This is a genomic window from Pseudomonas sp. ANT_H4, from assembly GCF_008369295.1.
GTDB lineage: Bacteria > Pseudomonadota > Gammaproteobacteria > Pseudomonadales > Pseudomonadaceae > Aquipseudomonas.
Window position 1 is genome coordinate 276,194 of the sequence record NZ_VOBG01000004.1, and the last position, 19,061, is coordinate 295,254.

Sequence of the window (19,061 nt, forward strand, 5' to 3'; positions counted from 1 at the left end):
GATCAGGCGCCTTCCCTTAATACACCATTGGCCTCGACCTGCAGGCTGAACAAGCCGCCGTGGCCGACTTCAACATTCAACAGCTGCTCACGGGGCAAGCCTCGGGCCTGGGCCAGCAGCAAGCGCATGACCCCACCGTGGCTGATCAACAGCACTCGTTGGCCGGTATAGGCCTGATGCAAACGCGAGACGGCGCCGCGCACACGGTTGGAAAACTGCTCCACCGGTTCGCCATCGGGCGGGGTGAAACAATAGGGATCAGCCCAGAACAAGCCCAACGCCTCGGCATCGGTTTCCATCAACTTCGCAGCGCTCTGCCCTTCCCAGGCACCGAAATGCAGCTCTTGCAGATCCTTTTCCAGGGTCACCGGCAGGTTCAGGCGCACGCCCAACTCGTCGGCAAAGCGCGCGCAACGTTGTAGCGGCGAGCTGACCAAACGGTCCCACGGCCCCCGTTCGATCACAGCAGCACGCATCTGCTCCCAGCCCTTGACCGTCAACGCATCGTCCAGGCTGCCGCGCAAGCCGCCGCCCAGTTCGGTTTCACCGTGACGCAGCAAGTCCAGGTGCAAGGTCATGCCGGACGATCCGCCACGGCGGCTTCGGCAAAGGTTGCCATTTGCCCGTGCAGCGCGCAAGCCAGGCGCAGCAACGGCACCGCCAACGCAGCGCCACTGCCTTCGCCCAGGCGTAGGCTCAGTTCTAGCAGCGGTTCAGCGTTAAGACTTTCCAGCACATGACGATGGCCCGGCTCCGCACCACGATGACCGAACAGCAGCCACTCACGGCACGCAGGATTTAGACGCGTGGCGACCAGGGCTGCGACGGTGCAGATAAAACCGTCCACCAACACCACGACACCCTCTTGGGCGCAGGCCAGATAAGCACCGACCAACGCGGCAATCTCGAAACCACCTAGGTTGAACAGGGCTTGCAGCGCATCGCCGCGCTGAGTGATATGTAATGCCAGTGCACGCTCGATCACGGCCACCTTATGGCTGACGCCCTGGGCGTTCAAGCCAGTACCTGGCCCGGTCAAGTCACTCACTCGGCAGTCCAGCAACGCACACGCCAGCGCACTGGCTGCCGTGGTGTTGCCGATGCCCATCTCGCCGCCGATGAACAATTGAGCACCGCCCGCGACGGCCCGGCGCACGCTGTCGCGCCCCGCTTCCAGGGCCAGGCGGCCTTGGGCCTCGGTCATCGCCGGGCCGTTGACGAAATTGGCGGTGCCCGCGCCGATATTCAGGTGACGCACACCCGGCAGGTTCAACGACGGCGTGACGGTGCCCAGGTCGATTACTTCCAGTTGCGCATCCAACTGGCGGGCCAATACGCTGATGGCAGCGCCGCCAGTGACGAAGTTGCGCAGCATCTGCCCGGTGACTTCCTGGGGAAATGCGGAGACTCCTTCGGCAACCACGCCGTGATCGCCGGCAAAGATTGCGATCCACAGGTGGTCGAGGCTCGGCTTGACTTGCCCTTGCAAGCCGGCCAGTTGCACTGCCACCGCGTCCAACTGGCCGAGGGAGCCGGCGGGTTTGGTCAGCTGTTGTTGACGGGCCAGGGCTTGGGCGTGCGCTTGGGCGTCAATAGCCTTACAAGGGTTGAGCCACCAGGTGTCAGTCATAACGCAGTACCTTTCAAAGTCAGGGGCAGGCCGGCGACGGTCAGGACAACACGCTGACAACGCTCGGCCAGGGCTTGATGCAGCCAACCGGCTTCATCGACATAGCGGCGAGTCAATTCGCCCAGCGGCACGACACCCAGTCCGGTCTCGTTGCTGACAAAGATGATTTCACCTGGCAGGGAGGCTAGGGTTTGCAGCAGGGCGTCGCGCTCTGAGGCAAGACGTGCGGGATTTTCGAGCATCAGCAGGTTGGTTAGCCATAGGGTCAGGCAGTCGACCAGCAGGCAGCGGTCGGGGGCGGCGGCTTCCCGTAGGACGCGGGCCAGTTCGATGGGTTCTTCGATCAGGCTCCATTCCGCTGGGCGGCGCTGGCGATGCAGGGTGACGCGCTCGTTCATTTCGCCGTCCAGGGGTTGGCTGGTGGCTATGTAGGTGACCGCGAGCATGCTGTTCGCAGCGAGTTTTTCGGCGAGGCGGCTTTTGCCGGAGCGGGCGCCGCCCAGGATTAGTTGGAGCATGGGGTGGGGCCTCTTTTTTTGATTGTGTGTGTTTCCGTTGCTGCGGTAACGGCGGCTTGGGGTTTCGCTCTTACAGCGACTCACTTTTGAAAGAGCCCAAAAGTAAGCAAAAGGCTCTTGCCCCACCACTTGGTGCCTCGCTGTGGCTCGGCATGCCTTCACTCCGGCATTGCTCCGTGGGCCGCCGCGATGGGCCATCCTTGGCCCAGCGCGGCTAAACCGGCGTCCTGCCGGTTTACCCACGGAGCAATACCTGCGTTCAGCCATCGTGGTTAACGGGGCGCCTAAGATCAAAAGCAAAAGCACGGCGGCCTGGTAGCCGACCTGAGTGGTGAAAAGCAAGAGCGGATCTACTGCTCCTTGCTCGCGATGGTCGTTAACGATGACACGGGCTTCCTGGATGAATGCGGAGCCTGTGAGCCCATCGCAGGCGAGCCAGCTCGCTCCAGAAAGCGGATTGGCGGGCACTGGCTTTTGATCTAGTTCTTGATCTGCCTGCCCATAAAACCAGAGACCGAACGCAGGCATTGATCCGCGGGCAAGCCCGGCTCTCACACTAGATCGGTGTACACCCTCAAACCCCACACAACTGACGCAACAATCCCGTATCCAAATGCTGCTCTACCAAATCCGCCAACCGCTCAATATCCCGTTCGCGAAGGGCGTGGTAATCCACTTCCTGCACATTCTCCAACCCCGCCCAGCGCAACAACGAACTGCAAGCGGCCGGAGTCTCAAACAACCCATGCAGATAAGTACCAAGAATCTGCCCGTCGGCACTTTGCGCACCCTCCCTACGACCGTCATCCAAAACCACCGCCGGCCGCGACAAGGCACTGCCACTGGTCACACCCGCATGAATCTCATAACCACTGACCTCAGCGTCTTCCAACAGCAACCGCCCGCGAACATTGCGCAGCTGCTTCTCTTCTTCCAGCGTCGTGCTAAACGCCAAAAGCCCCAGCCCCTCACTGGAACCGCAGGGCCCTTCCAGCCCCAACGGGTCATGCACCTGCTCGCCAAGCATCTGCAACCCACCGCAAATCCCCAACACCTTGCCGCCATAGCGCAAGTGCCGGCCCAGCGCCACGTCCCAACCATTGGCCCGCAAATAGGCCAAGTCGCTACGTACGCTTTTCGACCCCGGCAAGATAATCAGGTCAGCCGCAGGAATCGCCTGCCCCGGCCCGACAAACTGCAAATCCACCTGGGGATGCAGCCGCAGCGGATCAAAATCCGTGTGATTGCTGATACGCGGCAATACCGGCACCACTACCTTGAGCACCTGCGCCGCCTTGTCGATCTGACGCTGGTCGATGCCGTCTTCGGCCTCCAGGTGCAAATCCATCACGTAAGGCAGAACACCCACCACCGGCTTGCCGGTGCGTTCTTCCAGCCAGTCCAGCCCAGGTTGCAGCAGCGCGATATCGCCACGAAAACGGTTGATGATGAAACCCTTGACCCGCGCCTGCTCCGAAGGCGACAGCAATTGCAGCGTCCCTACCAAATGAGCAAACACCCCGCCGCGATTGATATCGGCGATCAACAGCACCGGGCAATCCACCGCCTCGGCAAAGCCCATGTTGGCGATGTCGTTGGCTCGCAGATTGATCTCGGCGGGTGATCCGGCACCTTCCACCATCACCACCGGATACGCCGCGCTCAAGCGGGCATGGGACGCCAACACCGCTTGCATGGCGATGGCCTTGTAGTCGTGATAAGCCACCGCATTCATGGTGGTGACGGCCCGGCCATGGATGATGACCTGCGAACCGGTGTCGCTATTGGGTTTGAGCAGCACCGGGTTCATATCGGTGTGAGGCGCCAGCTTCGCCGCCTGGGCCTGGACCGCCTGGGCCCGGCCAATCTCGCCGCCCTCGGCAGTCACCGCGCTGTTGAGCGCCATGTTCTGCGGCTTGAACGGCACCACCGCCACGCCCTGGCGCACCAGCCAGCGGCACAAGGCGGTGACCAAGGTGCTTTTGCCGGCATCGGACGTGGTGCCCTGCACCATCAAGGTACTCATGATGCTTGCTTGTACGCGGTGAGCGCTTGTTCCAGGCGCAGCCAGTCAGCATCGGTACCCGGTAGCCCAAAGCGCAGGCTGCTGTCGTGGACAAACAGGCGCAGCAGAATACCGCGCTGGGCCATAAATTCGTGCAGGTGCTCGGCGCGGTCGGTAATCAACCACTGGAACAGCGCGCAGCCGCCTTGCGGTCGCAGGCCATGACGCTCCAGCAGTTCAAACAGACGCTGGCTGGCTTCTTCGCAGCGCAGGCGCTGGCGCGTATGGCCGGCGACATCCTTAAGGCACACCTGGCCCAACATCCGCGTCGGCCCGCTGACCGCCCATGGCCCGACTTGTTCAGCAAGCAACTTGAGCAACTTGCGCTCGGCCAGGACAAAGCCCAGTCGAACCCCGGCCAGGCCAAAAAACTTGCCGAACGAGCGCAATACGATCAAGCCCACCTGATGGGTCTGGCTCGCCAGGCTTAACTGTGGGGTGTTGTCCATAAAGGCCTCATCCACCACCAGCCAGCCGCCGCGTTGGGCCAGGCGTGCGTGCCAGTCCAGCAGGCGTTGCGGCGTGAGGCTCAGGCCGGTGGGGTTGTTGGGATTGACCACCACCAGCACGTCAAGGCTGTCGAGGAAGAAGTCCACTTCCTGCTCCAGCACTTCACGCACGATATAACCGGCGCGGCGCCAGGCTTCGGCGTGCTCGGCATAGCACGGCGACAGCACGCCGACCTTGTCCGAACGACGCAGACGCGGCAGCAATTGGATTGCGGCCTGGGAACCGGGCACCGGCAGCACCTGGGCGGCGCCGTAGTACTCGCAGGCGGCCGCCTCCAGGCCATCATCGGTTTCCGGCAGGCGCGCCCAGGCCCGTAGCGGGACCTCGGGGATCGGCCAGGGCCAGGGCGCCAGGCCGCTGGATAGGTCCAGCCAGTCGGCCTCGCTGATGCCGTATTGCATCGCTGCCTTGCGCAGCCGACCACCGTGCTCAAGCATAAAATTCAGCCCCCACACACAGAATCAACAACCATAGCCACACGCCGCGCTGCACCAGTTGCCAGCCTTGGTCGATGGAATCGGCACTCGCCGGCACACCTTCGCCCAATTGCGGACGCTGATGCAGTTCGCCGTGATAAATCGCTGCCCCGCCCAACTCGACACCCAGGGCACCTGCGCCCGCCGCCATCACCGGACCGGCGTTGGGGCTGTCCCAGGTTGGGCCTTGAGTGCGCCAGCACTTGATCGCCAGCCGAGTTTTGCCCAGTAGCGCGTAGGTCAACGCCACCAACCTTGCGGGAATATAGTTGAGCAGATCGTCGATCTTCGCCGCAGCCCAGCCAAAACGTTCAAAACGTTGGTTGCGATAACCCCACATGGCATCCAGGGTATTGCTCAAGCGATAGAGCACCACGCCGGGCACGCCGGCGATGACAAACCAGAACAGCGCGGCGAACACCGCATCGCTGCCGTTTTCCAATACCGATTCGGTGGCGGCGCGTGCAACTTCGGTGTGGTCCAACTCGCTGGTTTGGCGGCTGACCAGATAACCGACGCGCTTGCGCGCCTCGTCCAGGTCATCACTGCGCAGGGCCTGGGCCACGGGCGCCACGTGTTCGCCAAGGCTGCGCATGCCGAGGGCGCAATACAACGCGAGGATCTCGATCACCCAACCCACATACGGCGCCCACGACAAGGCCGTGGCCAGTAGGGTCAGCGGCACCACCGCGATCACCCAGGCGGTCACGCCATGGCTGCGCCAGCCACGGCCACCCGAGTTGAAACGCTGCTCGATCCGCCCGGCGAAATTACCGAATGCCACCAGCGGATGCCAGCGCCTGGGTTCGCCCAGCAGCGCATCCAGCGCCACGGCAGCGACACTCAGCAAGGCCACACTCATTGACTCACTCCCCAATAATTCTCATACAGCATGTCACTCAATGGACGCGGTTCGGTCCAGCCTTCCAGCTGCAACATCGGTGCCGGGTAGAACTCGGCCACCGGGCCCAGACACAGCACCGCCAGGGGCTTGGCGCCCGCCGGCAAACCCAGCAGATCGGCCAGGGCCTGGGGCTCGAACAACGACACCCAGCCCATACCCAGCCCTTCGACCCGGGATGCCAGCCATAGATTCTGGATCGCGCAGGACAAGGACGCCATGTCCATTTCCGGCAAGGTGCGACGGCCGAAGATATGCCGTTCGCGGTCATCCATCAGCGCGGCCACCAGCACCTCGGCGCAATCATTGATGCCTTCGACCTTGAGCTTCATAAACTGGTCGGAACGCTCGCCGAGGGCTTCGGCGGTGCGAATACGCTCTTCTTCCACCAGTTGCTGAATCTTGCCCCGCAGGCCGCGGTCACTGATCCGGATGAAACGCCACGGTTGCATCAGGCCGACGCTGGGTGCCTGGTGGGCGGCTTGCAGCAAACGGTGAAGCAGCTCGGGAGCGACGGTGCCGCCGCTGAAGTGGCGCATGTCGCGGCGTTCGGCGATGGCCCGGTAGACGGCTTCGCGGTCGGCCTGGGGGAAGGTGTTGTCGGTCATGGCCTCATTGCGGGCAAGCCCGCTCCCACATTGGTTTGGGTGTCTGGCACAAATAACGCTGCAATCGCTGTCGGGTTGGACGGGAAATAAAAGTGCACATAAGAGGCGGTCATCCGTCCCTGCCGATAAACCGCCTCGGCGCCGCGTCCGCCGTTGGGGCTCAGGCCCCGGGCAATCGGCTGCCATTGGGTGCTGGTCAGGGAATGATGGTAGGTGTGGCCACGCAGAACGCCTTCGGGCAAATCGACACTTTGCAGCGCCAGGGCGGCCAGGCGCTTTTGCATCACAGCATCGCCCTGAAGCAGTCCGAGTAATTCGGCGCGGGTGCCATCGACATCGGTGAGCGAGTCCAGCAAATACAGCATACCGCCGCATTCGGCCAGCAAGGGCTTACCGGCGCCATGGTGGGCGCGGATGGCGGTCAGCATCGAAGTGTTTTGCGACAACGCCAGGTGATGCAGTTCCGGATAACCGCCGGGCAGGTACAGGCTGTCCGCTTCTGGCAGTTCACAATCATGAATCGGCGAGAAGAAGCGCAGCTCGGCGCCCATCGCTCGCAACAAGTCGAGGCTGGCGCCGTAGGTAAAGGCAAAGGCTTCGTCACGGGCAACGGCAATCCGTACACCGGCCAGCAACGGTTCGGCCTCTATCGGCTCAGGCGCAGCGAACTCTACCGGCGGCGGCAGCGCTACCTCGCAACTGCTACCCAACGCTTGCGCGGCAGCATCCAGGCGCAGATCCAGGTCATTCAATTCGCTGGCTTGCACCAGCCCAAGATGACGACTCGGCAGCTCGATACCGGTCTCCCGCGACAATGCGCCGTACCAGCGCAGGCCTTCGGTAAGGCTACCTTCCAGCAACTGCGCATGACGCAAGGTGCCGACGCGATTGGCCAGCACCCCGGCGAACGGCAGATCAGGCTGGTAACGGGCTAGCCCCAAGGCCAAAGCGCCAAAGGTCTGGGCCATGGCCGTGCCGTCGATTACCGCCAGCACCGGCACGCCAAAATGCCGCGCCAGGTCAGCGCTGGACGGCGTGCCGTCGAACAGGCCCATGACGCCTTCGATCAAAATCAGGTCGGCCTCCCCCGCCGCTTCCCACAACAGCCGCCGACTTTCCTGCTCGCCGACCATCCACATGTCCAATTGATAGACCGGCGCACCGCTGGCGCGCTCGTGGATCATCGGGTCGAGAAAGTCCGGGCCGCACTTGAACACGCGGACCTTGCGCCCAAGATTGCGGTGCAAGCGGGCCAGTGCGGCGGTGACGGTGGTTTTGCCCTGGCCTGACGCGGGTGCGGCGATCAGAACTGCGGGGCAGTGACGGGACTGCTTCAAAGTTCGATGCCCTTCTGTGCCTTGATACCGGCCTGAAACGCGTGTTTGAGCACGCCCATTTCAGTGACGGTGTCGGCCATTTCAATCAGTTCCGGCTTGGCACCGCGACCGGTGACCAGTACGTGCTGCATCGGCGGGCGGGCTTGCAGGTCGCTGAGGACCTGGTCCAGGTCGAGGTAGCCGTGCTTGAGGGCGATGTTCAACTCATCCAGCACCACCAGGCCGATGGACGGGTCGCGCAGCATTTCCTGGGACACCACCCAGGCGGCTTCGGCGGCGGCGATATCACGCTGGCGGTCCTGGGTTTCCCAGGTAAAGCCTTCGCCCATCACATGGAAACGCACTTGCTCGGGGAAGCGGCGGAAGAACAGCTCTTCACCGGTGCTATTGCGGCCCTTGATGAACTGCACCACACCGCACTGCAGGTCGTGGCCCATGGCCCGGGCCAGCATGCCAAAGGCTGAACTGCTCTTGCCTTTGCCGTTGCCGGTGAGCACCAGCAGCAATCCGCATTCGTTCGGTGAATTGGCAATGCGCTCGTCGATCACCGCTTTTTTGCGCAGCATGCGCGCCAGGTGGCGTTCGTCACGATCGGGGGATTCAGTCATGGCAGCTCTCCGTTGGGGCTGGACAAAAACGGCGGGCAGGAAAAGAGAAAACAAACAGCCAAGCATCGCCCACCGTGATGCTGTTGGATGAATCAGGCCGGTCTCCGGGCTCATGAGTGGCGTTGCGCGCCGAGGGTGCGCCTTCCCATATCGCGGGGCGATACAGTGGCGAAAGCACCGTCTTGACTCATTTACCGTTGCGGGGGCAGCGCCGGGATCGTGGCTTCACTGTGTACAAGTGCGCTCACTCACCGGCTTCCCTGTTTCACTCTGTTGACGCACACGCCACAGAGCACCTGAAACAAGCGGCGAAGGTTAGTGGGTTGGGGGTGGAGCGTCAATTAAAGCTGGCGGCGCACTTGAACCATCGCAGCGCGTCGTGCCTCTATGACTACAGGTATTGAGGAGAAAAACATGCATAAGACCCGACTCGCCTTACTCATCATGGTCGCTGGCACCCTGGCCGCTTGCGGTGATAGTTCCACCTTGCAAGTGTCCGACGGCACCGGGCCCTCACCCAAGCTTCCGGAACCGAACAAAACCCTGATCCCCACCGTGAATATCGCCCCGGCGATCGGTTGGCCGGACGGCGTCAAGCCCACTGCGGCGGCCGGCACCCAGGTGGCAGCGTTCGCCGAAGGCCTGGATCACCCGCGCTGGCTGTACGTACTACCCAATGGTGATGTGCTTGTGGCGCAAACCAACGCACCGCCCAAGCCGGACGACTCCAAGGGCATTCGCGGCTGGGTGATGGGCAAGGTCATGGGCCGAGCCGGCGCTGGCGTGCCGAGCCCGAACCGCATCACCCTGCTGCGGGACGCCGACCACGATGGCGTCGCTGAAACCCGCACGGTGTTCCTGGAAAACCTCAACTCGCCGTTCGGCATGACCCTGGTGGGCAACGACCTGTACGTCGCTGACTCGGACAAGCTGTTGCGCTTCCCTTATCAGCCAGGCGAAACCTCCATCAAGGAGGCTGGCACCAAGGTCGTCGACCTGCCGGGCGGCCCTCTGAACCATCACTGGACCAAAAACGTGGTGGCCAGCAAGGATGGTAACAAGCTGTACGTCAGCGTCGGCTCCAACAGCAACGTCGCGGAAAACGGCCTGGAAGCGGAGCAAGGTCGGGCGGCGATTTGGGAAGTAGACCGCGCCACCGGCCAGCACCGCATCTTCGCCTCTGGCCTGCGCAACCCCAACGGCATGGCTTGGGAACCGCAAAGCGGAAAACTGTGGACGGCGGTCAACGAACGGGATGAAATCGGTAGCGACCTGGTGCCGGACTACATCACCTCGGTCAAGGATGGCGGCTTCTATGGCTGGCCGTTCAGCTACTACGGCCAGCACGTCGATGTGCGCGTGACCCCACAAGACCCGGACCTGGTGGCCAAGGCCATTGCACCAGACTATGCGGTCGGCCCGCACACTGCATCACTGGGCCTGACCTTCGCCGAGGGCAGCAAGTTGCCAGCACCGTTCAGTAACGGCGCGTTTATCGGCCAGCATGGCTCGTGGAATCGCAAGCCTCACAGTGGTTACAAAGTGATCTTTGTGCCGTTTGAAGCGGGCAAGCCAAAAGGGCAACCGGTGGATGTACTGACCGGGTTCCTCAACAGCGATGAGAAAGCCATGGGCCGGCCAGTGGGCGTGGTGATCGATCAGCAGGGGGATTTGCTGGTGGCCGATGATGTGGGGAATAAAGTGTGGCGGGTGTCGGCGGCTAAATAACCGGGTAGCAAGCCTCAAGCTGCAAGTGGCCGTTGCGCGCCTTCTTGCAGCTTAATAGCTGCTTCTTAGGGATTACGCGCCAGATGTTCCGGCGGCAATACCCGCTTGGCGCTCAGGTACGCACTCTGCCAATACGCCTTGGATAGCGTGTCCAGCTTCACCGTACCGCCCGTTTGCGGGGCATGCACAAAGCGCCCTTCGCCCACATAGATTCCCGCGTGGCTGACCTGCGAGCCGCCATTGGTGGCAAAAAAGAGTAGGTCGCCGGTTTGCAGGGCGTCTTCACTCACATCCTGAGCACGCATCACGATCAGTTCGCGGGTGGTGCGCGGCAAGGAGATACCGGCAGCGTCACGGTAGACAAAACCAATCAGGCCGCTGCAATCAAACCCCGAGTCCGGCGTATTGCCGCCCCAGCGATAAGGCGTGCCGACCAGGCCCAACGCACGAAAAAGCACGTCTTCGGCAGCCGGAGAAAAGGCTTGGGTGGAATAGTTGAACACCGGCTTGGGCTTGACGGCCACGGGAGGTGGACGACTTGCGCAGGCGCTGAGCAGCGCGGCGCAAATGAGAAGAATTAGGCGGGCCGAGGTCGACATGGGCAGAGCGATCCTGATCTGGATGCGGCTTTCGTTGCCGAAGGCTGAAAACCAGACCGCGCAAGCAAAGCTCGCGCGATCAGTTCACAACAATATCCAAGGATTCTAGCGCTTACACATCAAACTTCAAGTATCACTTTAACTTTACTTGCGGGAGGTAACGGTAGTCGGGGCCATGGCCAGGGCGCGCTTGGCTTCGATAAAGGTCTTGCTCCAGTAACTGTCGCCCAACTTATCGACCCGAACGCCACCGCTACGACGGCTGCTGGAGTGGATAAATTGATCATCGCCCAGGTAAATACCGGCGTGACTGACGCGACCACGACCATTGGTACTAAAGAAAAGCAGATCACCAGGCTTGAGGTTGTTGCGCGCGACCAACGGTGCATCAACGTTGATCATTTCACGAGTGGAACGCGGCAGGTTCATGCCGGCCTCTTCGCGAAACAGGTAACCGATGAAACCGCTGCAATCGAAACCGGCTTCAGAAGTACCGCCAAAACGGTAACGGGTACCGACCAGAGACAGGCCGCGTTCGAGGATGCTGTCGGCCAGAACTGGAAGCTGATAAGGCTTGCTGTCGGAAAATTCAGCCAGTTCTTTTTCTGTCGCTACTTCTTCTGAATAGACAGCTTCCTGGTAAGCAGTGGAAGACTGCGCAGCGACAAATTTTTGTTGATTGTGTTGTTGAGGCTTTTGCTGCTCAGCCACCTGTTGAGGGTGGGTGGCGCAACCAAACAACAGGGTAACGAGTGCGAGAGGCACGAGGGGTGCGAAGCGATTTAGCATGGGCACGACCGTGGCTGGATGTGTAAAGAAGCCGAGACTATGCCTTCTATCATATCGATTTGCAAATTCAATCGTGATCCATGTGACTTCTTGTTTGGGCTATGACATCTAAGCCCTTAAACCCCTACAAGACCCTTTTGCGTGGCCAAACAGGCTAAAACGCAAGATTTCTGGCGCCTGCAAAATGCCAAGAGCCCCTATTTTAAAGGGCTGGCTACCAGCCGAGGGTTTCTTTCAAGAAAGGAATAGTCAGCTTGCGCTGGGCCTGCAAAGAGGCTTGGTCGAGGCGTTCGAGCAATTCGAACAGCGCACTCATGCTGCGGGTGCCACGGGTGAGGATAAAGTGCCCGACTTCATCGGTAAGGTGCAGGCCGCGACGGGATGCACGCAATTGCAGGGCGCGCAGCTTGTCTTCATCAGACAGTGGGCGCATCTGAAAAATCAGCGCCAGGGTCAGGCGAGACTTGAGATCTGCCAGCTTCACCGGCAACTCCCGAGGCGAGGTAGACGCAGCAATCAGCAAGCGCCGCCCGCTGTCACGCAAGCGATTGAACAGATGAAACAGCGCTTCTTCCCAATCCGCCCGACCCGCAACTGCTTGCAGGTCATCCAGGCAAACCAGCTCGTATTGTTCAAGGTTGTCGAGGATTTCGATGCCACGATCCAGCAACTCGGCCAAAGGCAGGTACACCGCCGGTTCGCCCATCTGCTCAAAGCGCAGGCAAGCGGCCTGCAATAAGTGGGTACGCCCCACGCCGTCCTTGCCCCAGAGGTAAATCAGGCTTTCGGTCCACCCGGCGTCGGCTTCGCAAAGCCGCTCGACATAGCCGAGTGCAGCGGCATTGGCGCCTGGGTAGTAATTGATAAAGGTAGCGTCGTCACGCAGACGCACACCTAGGGGCAGCTGAATCGGTTTCATGCTGACTGAGCGGTTCCAATCGGACCGTTAGTGGCCTCTGTGAAAAGTGTGCAAAGTTTATACCCGTGACGCCGGGTGCACAATGCAGCAGACCACAAGCAAAATCAAAGGTTTGCGTTAACGTGTTGGATTTCGTAGAGATTATTTGACGCCACGGCCACTGGTCTGGGGAGCAACTACGACAAACCCGGCACTGAGCCGGGTTTGTGAGGGAGCGCTGAACCTCGACCTTATAGATTGGGCTCGTCGACACCGGTGTAGACATCTGAATCCTTGTACAGGTCGTGCACATGGCGCACCAGCACCATGATCACTGCTGCCACCGGCAATGCCAGCAGGATGCCGGTAAAGCCAAACAGTTCACCGCCCGCCAGGATCGCAAAGATCACCGCCACCGGGTGTAGACCGATCCGATCCCCCACCAGCAATGGCGTCAGCACCATGCCTTCCAGCGCCTGGCCCACCATGAAGACCGCGACAATCCCCAGCATCGGGTAGAAGTCACCGCCAAACTGGAACAGCCCGGCCACCAGCGCCGCACCAATGCCAATGACAAACCCCATGTACGGCACAATCGCCGCGAGGCCAGCAATCAGGCCGATCAACAGGCCCAGCTCCAGACCGATTGCCATCAGCCCCGCCGCATAAATAATCCCCAGGGCCAACATCACCAGCAATTGACCACGAACGAACGCGCCGAGCACTTCATGGCACTCTCCTGCCAGAGAGACGATGCGTTCCTCACGGCTACGCGGCAACAGGCTGCGGATCTTCGCCATCATCAGGTCCCAGTCCCGCAGCAGGTAGAACGCCACCACAGGGATCAACACCAGATTGGTCAACCAGCCAATCAGCGCCAGGCTGGAAGCCGTCGCCTGACTGAGGACAATCCCGACAATATCGGTAGTCTGCCCCATGTGCTCGCTGATGGCGGCCTTGACCTTGTCGAATTTCCAGAAGCCATCGGCCAGGCCAAGCTTGGTCTGAGCCCAAGGCATGGCAGTGTGTTGCAGCCAATCGAGCATTTGCGGCGCCAGTTCATAGAGGCGAAACAATTGCTTGGCCAGCATCGGTACCAGCACCAGCAGCAGCGCCATGACAATCAGGGTGAACAGCGCAAACACTGCCACCACACCCCAGGTGCGCGACAACCCAACCTTTTCCAGGCGATCCACTAAGGGATCGAACAGATAGGCCAGCAGCAGCGCAACCAGGAACGGCGTCAATATCGAATGCAGCAAGAATACAAAAACGCACAGCACGACGATCCCGCCAAGCCACACCCAACGACGCGAATCCGCCATAAACCACTCCATCTGTTAGTTGCTTCTATATAAGGAAGAACAGTTACCAACGAAAACGCAGTTGCGGCGTCGGCTCGACCTGCGGCGCAAGCGCCGGTTGCGCACCTTCGGCCGTCGGCTGCTGGACGGGCGCAGGTGCAGGCACCTCACCGGCCGGCACCTCCTGCAACTTCGCCAGGCTCAACTGGGTGCGCAACTGGTCGGCGCTGCCATTGACCCGATAGACGATACGACTGCCATCGACCCGTTGCAGTTGCGCGCCAAACGGCTCCAGCAAGTGCCCCAAGGCAGCGTAGCGCTCCAGGGTCATGCCCTTCACTTCCAGCAGTTGCTCGCTGGTTGCCCCCGCCTTGACTGCAAAGCGCGGCGCCAGGCGCTCACTCACGGCCAACAGCACGGCGTCGGCCAGGGCCGCGCTATCTGCGCCTTGTACGGTGCCCTGCTCGGCTTTATCGCCCAGCCACAAACGCCATTTGGCTTGCCATTGCCCGCCCTCTTCACGGGCATGCACCGCCAACATGGCATCGGCACCATAACGCTCCGACGCCGAGCGCAGTGGAGCTGGGTCAGCGCTTTCAAGATTAGGTGCGGTGGCGACGATCTGCTCATCGAGATCGCCCAACGGCAGGCGCAACGGCAAACCGCGATGCTGGGCCGCGCGGCGCAATGGCTGCGCAGCGGCCTGGCCGTCACCAACCAGGCTGCTGCCTTCGGTGGAATCACTCAGCCACCAACCAAGGATCGACGGTCGATTGCTGCCCCACAGCGCCAGGCCTGCTTCGCGCAAGGCGCGATCGGTGCTGACCGGGTCGAAATCTACCTGCAGGCTTTCAGGCGGGCCGGCGTCGTAGCCGTACTGGCTGATGATTTGTTGCGGGTCCTTGCGGATTGCCGCCAGGCCGGGGCCTTTGGCTGCCTTGGCATCGCCGGTCAAGCGAATCACCAGGGTTTCCAAGGCGCGCTGGGTCGCCTGGGCGCGCTCATCCGGCGTCTGGCTGCTGACAGGTTCGAGCACTTGATAGAGGCCATTGAGGGTTTCGGCATGACTCGCCAGGCTGACCAATGACAAACAGCCTACAAAAAAGAATTTACACAAACGCATGGAAGATTCCCGAACGACAAAAAAGCGGCTGGAACAGACCGCGTGAGCACTGTTAAGCAAGGCTGTGACCACAGCGACCAGCAAAACATTCACAAGGTCCTGGTAAGTTTTTGTACTGTCATAACGATAGTCGGTTAAAGGCTATACCTTATATACGGTCAGAAGCCGCGTCGATTAGCGTTTTTTTAACCCCATATGCCCCTGCCCGTCGGCCCGAGGATGGCCGCTGCCCCTCAAGCCTGATAAAATCGCGCGCCTTCGCAGACCGTCCATGGCAAGGCATTCTGAAACCATCCGTTTCAGCATTCCCGCCGCATTCGGTCGTTACCCCTGAATCCCCCCTAAAGGCCTGGATCATGAGCAAGCAACCCTCCCTGAGCTACAAGGACGCCGGTGTAGACATCGACGCCGGTGAAGCATTGGTCGAACGCATCAAGAGCGTCGCCAAGCGCACTGCGCGCCCTGAAGTCATGGGTGGCCTGGGCGGTTTTGGCGCCCTCTGCGAAATCCCGGCCGGTTACAAGCAGCCTGTTCTGGTCTCCGGCACCGATGGCGTCGGCACCAAGCTGCGCCTGGCGCTGAACCTGAACAAGCACGACACCATCGGCATCGACCTGGTGGCCATGTGCGTCAACGACCTGATCGTCTGCGGTGCCGAACCGTTGTTCTTCCTCGACTACTACGCCACCGGCAAGCTCAATGTCGAGACCGCGACCCAGGTCGTGACCGGCATCGGCGCGGGCTGTGAACTGTCCGGTTGCTCCCTGGTAGGCGGTGAAACCGCTGAAATGCCGGGCATGTACGAAGGCGAAGACTATGACCTGGCTGGCTTCTGCGTCGGCGTCGTGGAAAAAGCCGAGATCATCGACGGCTCCAAGGTTGCCGCCGGTGACGCCCTGCTGGCCCTGCCATCGTCCGGCCCGCACTCCAACGGTTACTCGCTGATCCGCAAGATCATCGAAGTGTCCGGTGCCGACATCGAAAACATCCAGCTCGACGGCAAACCATTGACCGACCTGCTGATGGCCCCGACCCGCATCTACGTCAAGCCGTTGCTCAAGCTGATCAAGGATACTGGCGCCGTCAAGGCCATGGCCCACATCACCGGTGGCGGCCTGCTGGACAACATCCCGCGCGTACTGCCTAAAGGCACCCAGGCCATTGTCGACGTGGCCAGCTGGCAGCGTCCGGCAGTATTCGACTGGCTGCAAGAGAAAGGCAACGTCAACGAAACCGAAATGCACCGCGTGCTGAACTGCGGCGTCGGCATGGTCATCTGCGTAGCTCAAGAGCACGTTGAAACCGCGCTGAATGTCCTGCGCGAAGCCGGCGAGCAGCCATGGGTCATCGGCCAGATCGCCACGGCTGCCGAAGGCGCAGCCCAGGTGGAACTGAAGAACCTCAAGGCGCACTGATGTCAGCAACCTGTAACGTCGTGGTGCTGCTCTCCGGCACCGGCAGTAACTTGCAGGCTCTGATCGATAGCACGCGCACGGGCGACAGCCCGGCGCGCATCGCTGCGGTGATTTCCAACCGCAGCGACGCATACGGCCTGCAACGTGCCAGGGACGCAGGGATCGACACCCGCGCCCTGGACCACAAGGCTTTCGAGGGCCGCGAGGCCTTCGATGCGGCCCTGATCGAACTGATCGACGCCTTCAATCCCAAGCTTGTGGTATTGGCCGGCTTCATGCGCATTCTCAGCGCTGATTTCGTGCGGCACTACCAGGGGCGCCTGCTCAATATCCACCCTTCGCTGCTGCCCAAGTACAAAGGCCTGCATACCCACCAACGCGCCCTCGAAGCCGGCGATACGGAGCATGGTTGCAGCGTGCACTTCGTCACCGAGGAACTCGATGGCGGGCCTCTGGTCGTACAGGCAGTGGTTCCGGTAGAGTCTGCGGACTCTGCGCAGTCGCTTGCGCAACGGGTTCACACCCAGGAACACAAGATTTACCCGCTGGCTGTTCGCTGGTTCGCTGAGGGGCGGTTGATTCTTGGTGAACCGGGTGCATTATTGGACGGTCAGTTACTTGCGGCCAGCGGCCACTTGATTCGAACCTAGGAGATTTTATGCGTCGCGCCCTGCTCTTTGCTTTTGCGCTGCTCACCCTGCCTTTGGCGCAGGCGGCAGACCTTCAGCCGTTCTCCGCCAGCTACACCGCCGACTGGAAGCAGTTACCCATGAGCGGCACCGCTTCGCGAAGCCTGGAGAAAACCGCCAACGGCGCCTGGAAGCTGAGCTTCAAGGCCTCGATGATGATCGCCAGCCTGACCGAAGAAAGCACCTTGACCCTGGACAAGGACACCTTGCTGCCACAGTCCTACCACTTCGAACGTGGTGGCCTGGGCAAAGCCAAGAAGGCCGACCTGGATTTCGACTGGACCACCAAGATGGTCACCGGCACTGACCGCGGCGACGCGGTGAAGATCCCGCTGAACCGTGGCATGGTCGACAAATCCACTTACCAGTTGGCCCTGCAACATGACGTCGCCGCTGGCAAGAAGACCATGAGTTACCAGGTGGTCGACGACGGCGAAGTCGAGACCTATGACTTCCGTGTACTGGGTGAAGAGAAAGTCGAGACCAAGGCCGGCCAGATCGATGCCATCAAGGTCGAACGCGTGCGTGACCCGACTCAAAGCAAACGCACCACCGTGATGTGGTTTGCCAAGAGCTGGGACTACCTGCTGGTTCGCCTGCAACAGGTTGAAACCGACGGCAAGGAATACAACATCATGTTGTTGGAAGGTACGGTCAACGGCAAGGCTGTGAAAGGCAGCTGATCCACGATCGATTAAAAGAGCCTCGCGAAATGCGGGGCTTTTTTTCGCCTGCAGGATATCGGTAGCTCGGCGACCTGACTGCAACATGAAGCTTTTGTCATAAAACTCAGCCGCCTGCGACGTAATATCGCGGTTTTCGGGGCCTGGGCGACTGTTCCTATTTCTGTAAAGGTTTGTTGCAAATCCTGGTTATTTACTTAGCAAGCTAACAAAACATATAACAAAGGCCTGCGACGACTTGCCGCAGACCAACCAGAGATTGGAGCAAGCAGATGACTGTAAAAGTAACTGAGCGCGACGATGCACATATGTCCCACGAAGGTGTAGCCAACGGCATACGTATCTGGGATGTCCATCAGCAAGACTTGCTGGTGGGAATGTTTCACTCTGAAACCGACGCCCATAATTATAAAAGCGAGCTCGAAACTCTGGAAATGAGACGCCAGGCGCAAAGCGCCTGAAACTCTGAAATCCGGCGGGGACCCCGGCCCACGCAGCCGCGATATCCGCAAACACAAACCCCGCCATTAAGCGGGGTTTGTTGTTTTCGGGCCTTATTGGGGCCGCTGCGCAGCCCAACGGGGGCAAGCCCCCTCGCCACACGTGTTGTTTTTACAGCCTTACCACATCAGATCATCAGGGATCTGGTAGGCGGCGTATGGATCATCCTCATCCGGCACCTGGGTCTCGGTGAGGATGTTGAGCTGAACGATACGCTCCGCAGCCCGCTCCTGGATCTTCAGCGCCGCCTCGCGAGGAATCACTTCGTAACCGCCGCCATGATGGACAATTGCCAGTGAGCCGTTGCTCAGCTTGTTGCGCATCAAGGTGTTGACCGAAAGGCGCTTGACCTTCTTGTCATCGACGAAGTTGTAGTAGTCCTCGGTGGTCAGCTTGGGTAAGCGCGAGGTTTCGATCAACTGCTTGACCTGGGCCGTACGGGCCTTGGCCTCGACCTTTTCCTGCTGCTGGCGGTTGAGCTCCTGGTCGCGCTTGACCTTCTCGGCCTGTGCTTCCTGGGCCAGACGCACTTGAGTGTCGTCCGCCTCGGCCTGGCCTTTATGAACCAGACGTTGCTGCTTCTGCTTGTCTTTGCCGACCTGCTTGGCCTGCTTTTGGTTGACCAGCCCTGCTTTGAGCAACTGGTCGCGAAGGGAAATGCTCATGGTGCTTACTCACT

20 protein-coding genes and 1 riboswitch are annotated in these 19,061 nt (G+C 60.7%); of the genes, 5 read left to right on the forward strand and 15 right to left on the reverse strand.

Going from position 1 to position 19,061, the window contains the following annotated elements:
- Positions 1–2: 2 nt before the first annotated feature.
- From cobC to cobO, 9 genes are all read right to left on the reverse strand, one after another.
- Entirely contained in the window at positions 3–578 is a 576-nt protein-coding gene (gene cobC / locus FQ182_RS07625) for an alpha-ribazole phosphatase family protein (protein ID WP_149412117.1), read from the reverse strand.
- On the reverse strand, positions 575–1,630 hold the full coding sequence (cobT, locus tag FQ182_RS07630) for a nicotinate-nucleotide--dimethylbenzimidazole phosphoribosyltransferase (RefSeq protein ID WP_149412118.1): 1,056 nt from the start codon (positions 1,628–1,630) through the stop codon (positions 575–577). The genes cobC and cobT overlap by 4 nt, the downstream gene beginning before the upstream one ends.
- A complete protein-coding gene (cobU, locus tag FQ182_RS07635) occupies positions 1,627–2,148 on the reverse strand; it encodes a bifunctional adenosylcobinamide kinase/adenosylcobinamide-phosphate guanylyltransferase (RefSeq protein WP_149412119.1) in 522 nt (173 codons plus the stop codon). Before cobU ends, cobT begins: the two co-directional genes overlap by 4 nt.
- Before the next feature lie 574 nt (positions 2,149–2,722).
- Complete coding sequence (locus FQ182_RS07640; RefSeq protein WP_149412120.1) at positions 2,723–4,174, reverse strand: cobyric acid synthase; 1,452 nt, start codon at positions 4,172–4,174, stop codon at positions 2,723–2,725.
- Entirely contained in the window at positions 4,171–5,160 is a 990-nt protein-coding gene (gene cobD / locus FQ182_RS07645; protein WP_149412121.1) for a threonine-phosphate decarboxylase CobD, read from the reverse strand. Before cobD ends, FQ182_RS07640 begins: the two co-directional genes overlap by 4 nt.
- The gene (gene cbiB, locus FQ182_RS07650; protein WP_149412122.1) at positions 5,153–6,061 is read right to left on the reverse strand and encodes an adenosylcobinamide-phosphate synthase CbiB; all 909 of its coding nucleotides are present in this window, start codon (positions 6,059–6,061) and stop codon (positions 5,153–5,155) included. Before cbiB ends, cobD begins: the two co-directional genes overlap by 8 nt.
- Positions 6,058–6,708, reverse strand: a complete 651-nt coding sequence (bluB, locus tag FQ182_RS07655) for a 5,6-dimethylbenzimidazole synthase (RefSeq protein ID WP_149412123.1) — start codon at positions 6,706–6,708, stop codon at positions 6,058–6,060. Before bluB ends, cbiB begins: the two co-directional genes overlap by 4 nt.
- Entirely contained in the window at positions 6,705–8,045 is a 1,341-nt protein-coding gene (locus FQ182_RS07660) for a cobyrinate a,c-diamide synthase (protein WP_149412124.1), read from the reverse strand. The genes bluB and FQ182_RS07660 overlap by 4 nt, the downstream gene beginning before the upstream one ends.
- On the reverse strand, positions 8,042–8,653 hold the full coding sequence (gene cobO / locus FQ182_RS07665) for a cob(I)yrinic acid a,c-diamide adenosyltransferase (RefSeq protein ID WP_133101784.1): 612 nt from the start codon (positions 8,651–8,653) through the stop codon (positions 8,042–8,044). Before cobO ends, FQ182_RS07660 begins: the two co-directional genes overlap by 4 nt.
- A 77-nt stretch (positions 8,654–8,730) precedes the next feature.
- Positions 8,731–8,968: riboswitch (cobalamin riboswitch) on the reverse strand.
- 99 nt (positions 8,969–9,067) lie between these two features.
- Here cobO and FQ182_RS07670 point away from each other — a divergent pair.
- On the forward strand, positions 9,068–10,381 hold the full coding sequence (locus FQ182_RS07670) for a sorbosone dehydrogenase family protein (protein ID WP_149412125.1): 1,314 nt from the start codon (positions 9,068–9,070) through the stop codon (positions 10,379–10,381).
- A gap of 65 nt (positions 10,382–10,446) precedes the next feature.
- Here the strand turns inward: FQ182_RS07670 and FQ182_RS07675 are convergent, their stop codons facing one another.
- The 5 genes from FQ182_RS07675 to FQ182_RS07695 all read right to left on the reverse strand — a co-directional run bounded on the left by FQ182_RS07675 (position 10,447) and on the right by FQ182_RS07695 (position 15,094).
- A complete protein-coding gene (locus FQ182_RS07675) occupies positions 10,447–10,980 on the reverse strand; it encodes a C40 family peptidase (RefSeq protein WP_149412126.1) in 534 nt (177 codons plus the stop codon).
- A 144-nt stretch (positions 10,981–11,124) separates the two neighbouring features.
- Positions 11,125–11,769 (reverse strand): C40 family peptidase, encoded by a 645-nt coding sequence (locus FQ182_RS07680; RefSeq protein WP_149412127.1) that lies wholly within the window; start codon positions 11,767–11,769, stop codon positions 11,125–11,127.
- Positions 11,770–11,983: 214 nt separating this feature from the next.
- Positions 11,984–12,688, reverse strand: a complete 705-nt coding sequence (gene hda, locus FQ182_RS07685; protein WP_054049492.1) for a DnaA regulatory inactivator Hda — start codon at positions 12,686–12,688, stop codon at positions 11,984–11,986.
- 230 nt (positions 12,689–12,918) lie between these two features.
- Positions 12,919–13,992, reverse strand: coding sequence for an AI-2E family transporter (locus FQ182_RS07690; protein ID WP_133101788.1), 1,074 nt, complete (start codon positions 13,990–13,992; stop codon positions 12,919–12,921).
- Between the two features lie 43 nt (positions 13,993–14,035).
- Entirely contained in the window at positions 14,036–15,094 is a 1,059-nt protein-coding gene (locus FQ182_RS07695; RefSeq protein WP_149412128.1) for a DUF2066 domain-containing protein, read from the reverse strand.
- Between the two features lie 356 nt (positions 15,095–15,450).
- Here FQ182_RS07695 and purM point away from each other — a divergent pair, with 356 nt between their 5' ends.
- The 4 genes from purM to FQ182_RS07715 all read left to right on the forward strand — a co-directional run bounded on the left by purM (position 15,451) and on the right by FQ182_RS07715 (position 18,342).
- Positions 15,451–16,509: a phosphoribosylformylglycinamidine cyclo-ligase gene (gene purM, locus FQ182_RS07700; RefSeq protein ID WP_149412129.1), complete on the forward strand. Its 1,059-nt coding sequence runs from the start codon at positions 15,451–15,453 to the stop codon at positions 16,507–16,509.
- On the forward strand, positions 16,509–17,159 hold the full coding sequence (gene purN, locus FQ182_RS07705) for a phosphoribosylglycinamide formyltransferase (protein WP_149412130.1): 651 nt from the start codon (positions 16,509–16,511) through the stop codon (positions 17,157–17,159). Before purM ends, purN begins: the two co-directional genes overlap by 1 nt.
- An 8-nt stretch (positions 17,160–17,167) precedes the next feature.
- Positions 17,168–17,881 carry a DUF3108 domain-containing protein gene (locus tag FQ182_RS07710; RefSeq protein ID WP_133101792.1) on the forward strand — a complete coding sequence of 238 codons (714 nt, stop codon included), beginning with the start codon at positions 17,168–17,170 and terminating at the stop codon, positions 17,879–17,881.
- A 272-nt stretch (positions 17,882–18,153) separates the two neighbouring features.
- Entirely contained in the window at positions 18,154–18,342 is a 189-nt protein-coding gene (locus FQ182_RS07715) for a hypothetical protein (protein WP_149412131.1), read from the forward strand.
- A 159-nt stretch (positions 18,343–18,501) separates the two neighbouring features.
- Here the strand turns inward: FQ182_RS07715 and FQ182_RS07720 are convergent, their stop codons facing one another.
- A complete protein-coding gene (locus FQ182_RS07720; RefSeq protein WP_149412132.1) occupies positions 18,502–19,047 on the reverse strand; it encodes a DUF2058 domain-containing protein in 546 nt (181 codons plus the stop codon).
- Between the last annotated feature and the right edge of the window lie 14 nt (positions 19,048–19,061).

Bases quoted from the DNA above. Each gene is read 5' to 3' on its own strand.
- bluB (WP_149412123.1), bottom strand. From the start codon at position 6,708: ATGACCGACAACACCTTCCCCCAGGCCGACCGCGAAGCCGTCTACCGG.
- FQ182_RS07695 (WP_149412128.1), bottom strand. From the start codon at position 15,094: ATGCGTTTGTGTAAATTCTTTTTTGTAGGCTGTTTGTCATTGGTCAGC.
- purM (WP_149412129.1), top strand. From the start codon at position 15,451: ATGAGCAAGCAACCCTCCCTGAGCTACAAGGACGCCGGTGTAGACATC.
- purN (WP_149412130.1), top strand. From the start codon at position 16,509: ATGTCAGCAACCTGTAACGTCGTGGTGCTGCTCTCCGGCACCGGCAGT.
- cobT (WP_149412118.1), bottom strand. From the start codon at position 1,630: ATGACTGACACCTGGTGGCTCAACCCTTGTAAGGCTATTGACGCCCAA.
- FQ182_RS07675 (WP_149412126.1), bottom strand. From the start codon at position 10,980: ATGTCGACCTCGGCCCGCCTAATTCTTCTCATTTGCGCCGCGCTGCTC.
- cbiB (WP_149412122.1), bottom strand. From the start codon at position 6,061: ATGAGTGTGGCCTTGCTGAGTGTCGCTGCCGTGGCGCTGGATGCGCTG.
- cobC (WP_149412117.1), bottom strand. From the start codon at position 578: ATGACCTTGCACCTGGACTTGCTGCGTCACGGTGAAACCGAACTGGGC.
- FQ182_RS07670 (WP_149412125.1), top strand. From the start codon at position 9,068: ATGCATAAGACCCGACTCGCCTTACTCATCATGGTCGCTGGCACCCTG.
- cobD (WP_149412121.1), bottom strand. From the start codon at position 5,160: ATGCTTGAGCACGGTGGTCGGCTGCGCAAGGCAGCGATGCAATACGGC.
- cobO (WP_133101784.1), bottom strand. From the start codon at position 8,653: ATGACTGAATCCCCCGATCGTGACGAACGCCACCTGGCGCGCATGCTG.
- cobU (WP_149412119.1), bottom strand. From the start codon at position 2,148: ATGCTCCAACTAATCCTGGGCGGCGCCCGCTCCGGCAAAAGCCGCCTC.
- FQ182_RS07640 (WP_149412120.1), bottom strand. From the start codon at position 4,174: ATGAGTACCTTGATGGTGCAGGGCACCACGTCCGATGCCGGCAAAAGC.
- hda (WP_054049492.1), bottom strand. From the start codon at position 12,688: ATGAAACCGATTCAGCTGCCCCTAGGTGTGCGTCTGCGTGACGACGCT.
- FQ182_RS07715 (WP_149412131.1), top strand. From the start codon at position 18,154: ATGACTGTAAAAGTAACTGAGCGCGACGATGCACATATGTCCCACGAA.
- FQ182_RS07690 (WP_133101788.1), bottom strand. From the start codon at position 13,992: ATGGCGGATTCGCGTCGTTGGGTGTGGCTTGGCGGGATCGTCGTGCTG.
- FQ182_RS07720 (WP_149412132.1), bottom strand. From the start codon at position 19,047: ATGAGCATTTCCCTTCGCGACCAGTTGCTCAAAGCAGGGCTGGTCAAC.
- FQ182_RS07710 (WP_133101792.1), top strand. From the start codon at position 17,168: ATGCGTCGCGCCCTGCTCTTTGCTTTTGCGCTGCTCACCCTGCCTTTG.
- FQ182_RS07680 (WP_149412127.1), bottom strand. From the start codon at position 11,769: ATGCTAAATCGCTTCGCACCCCTCGTGCCTCTCGCACTCGTTACCCTG.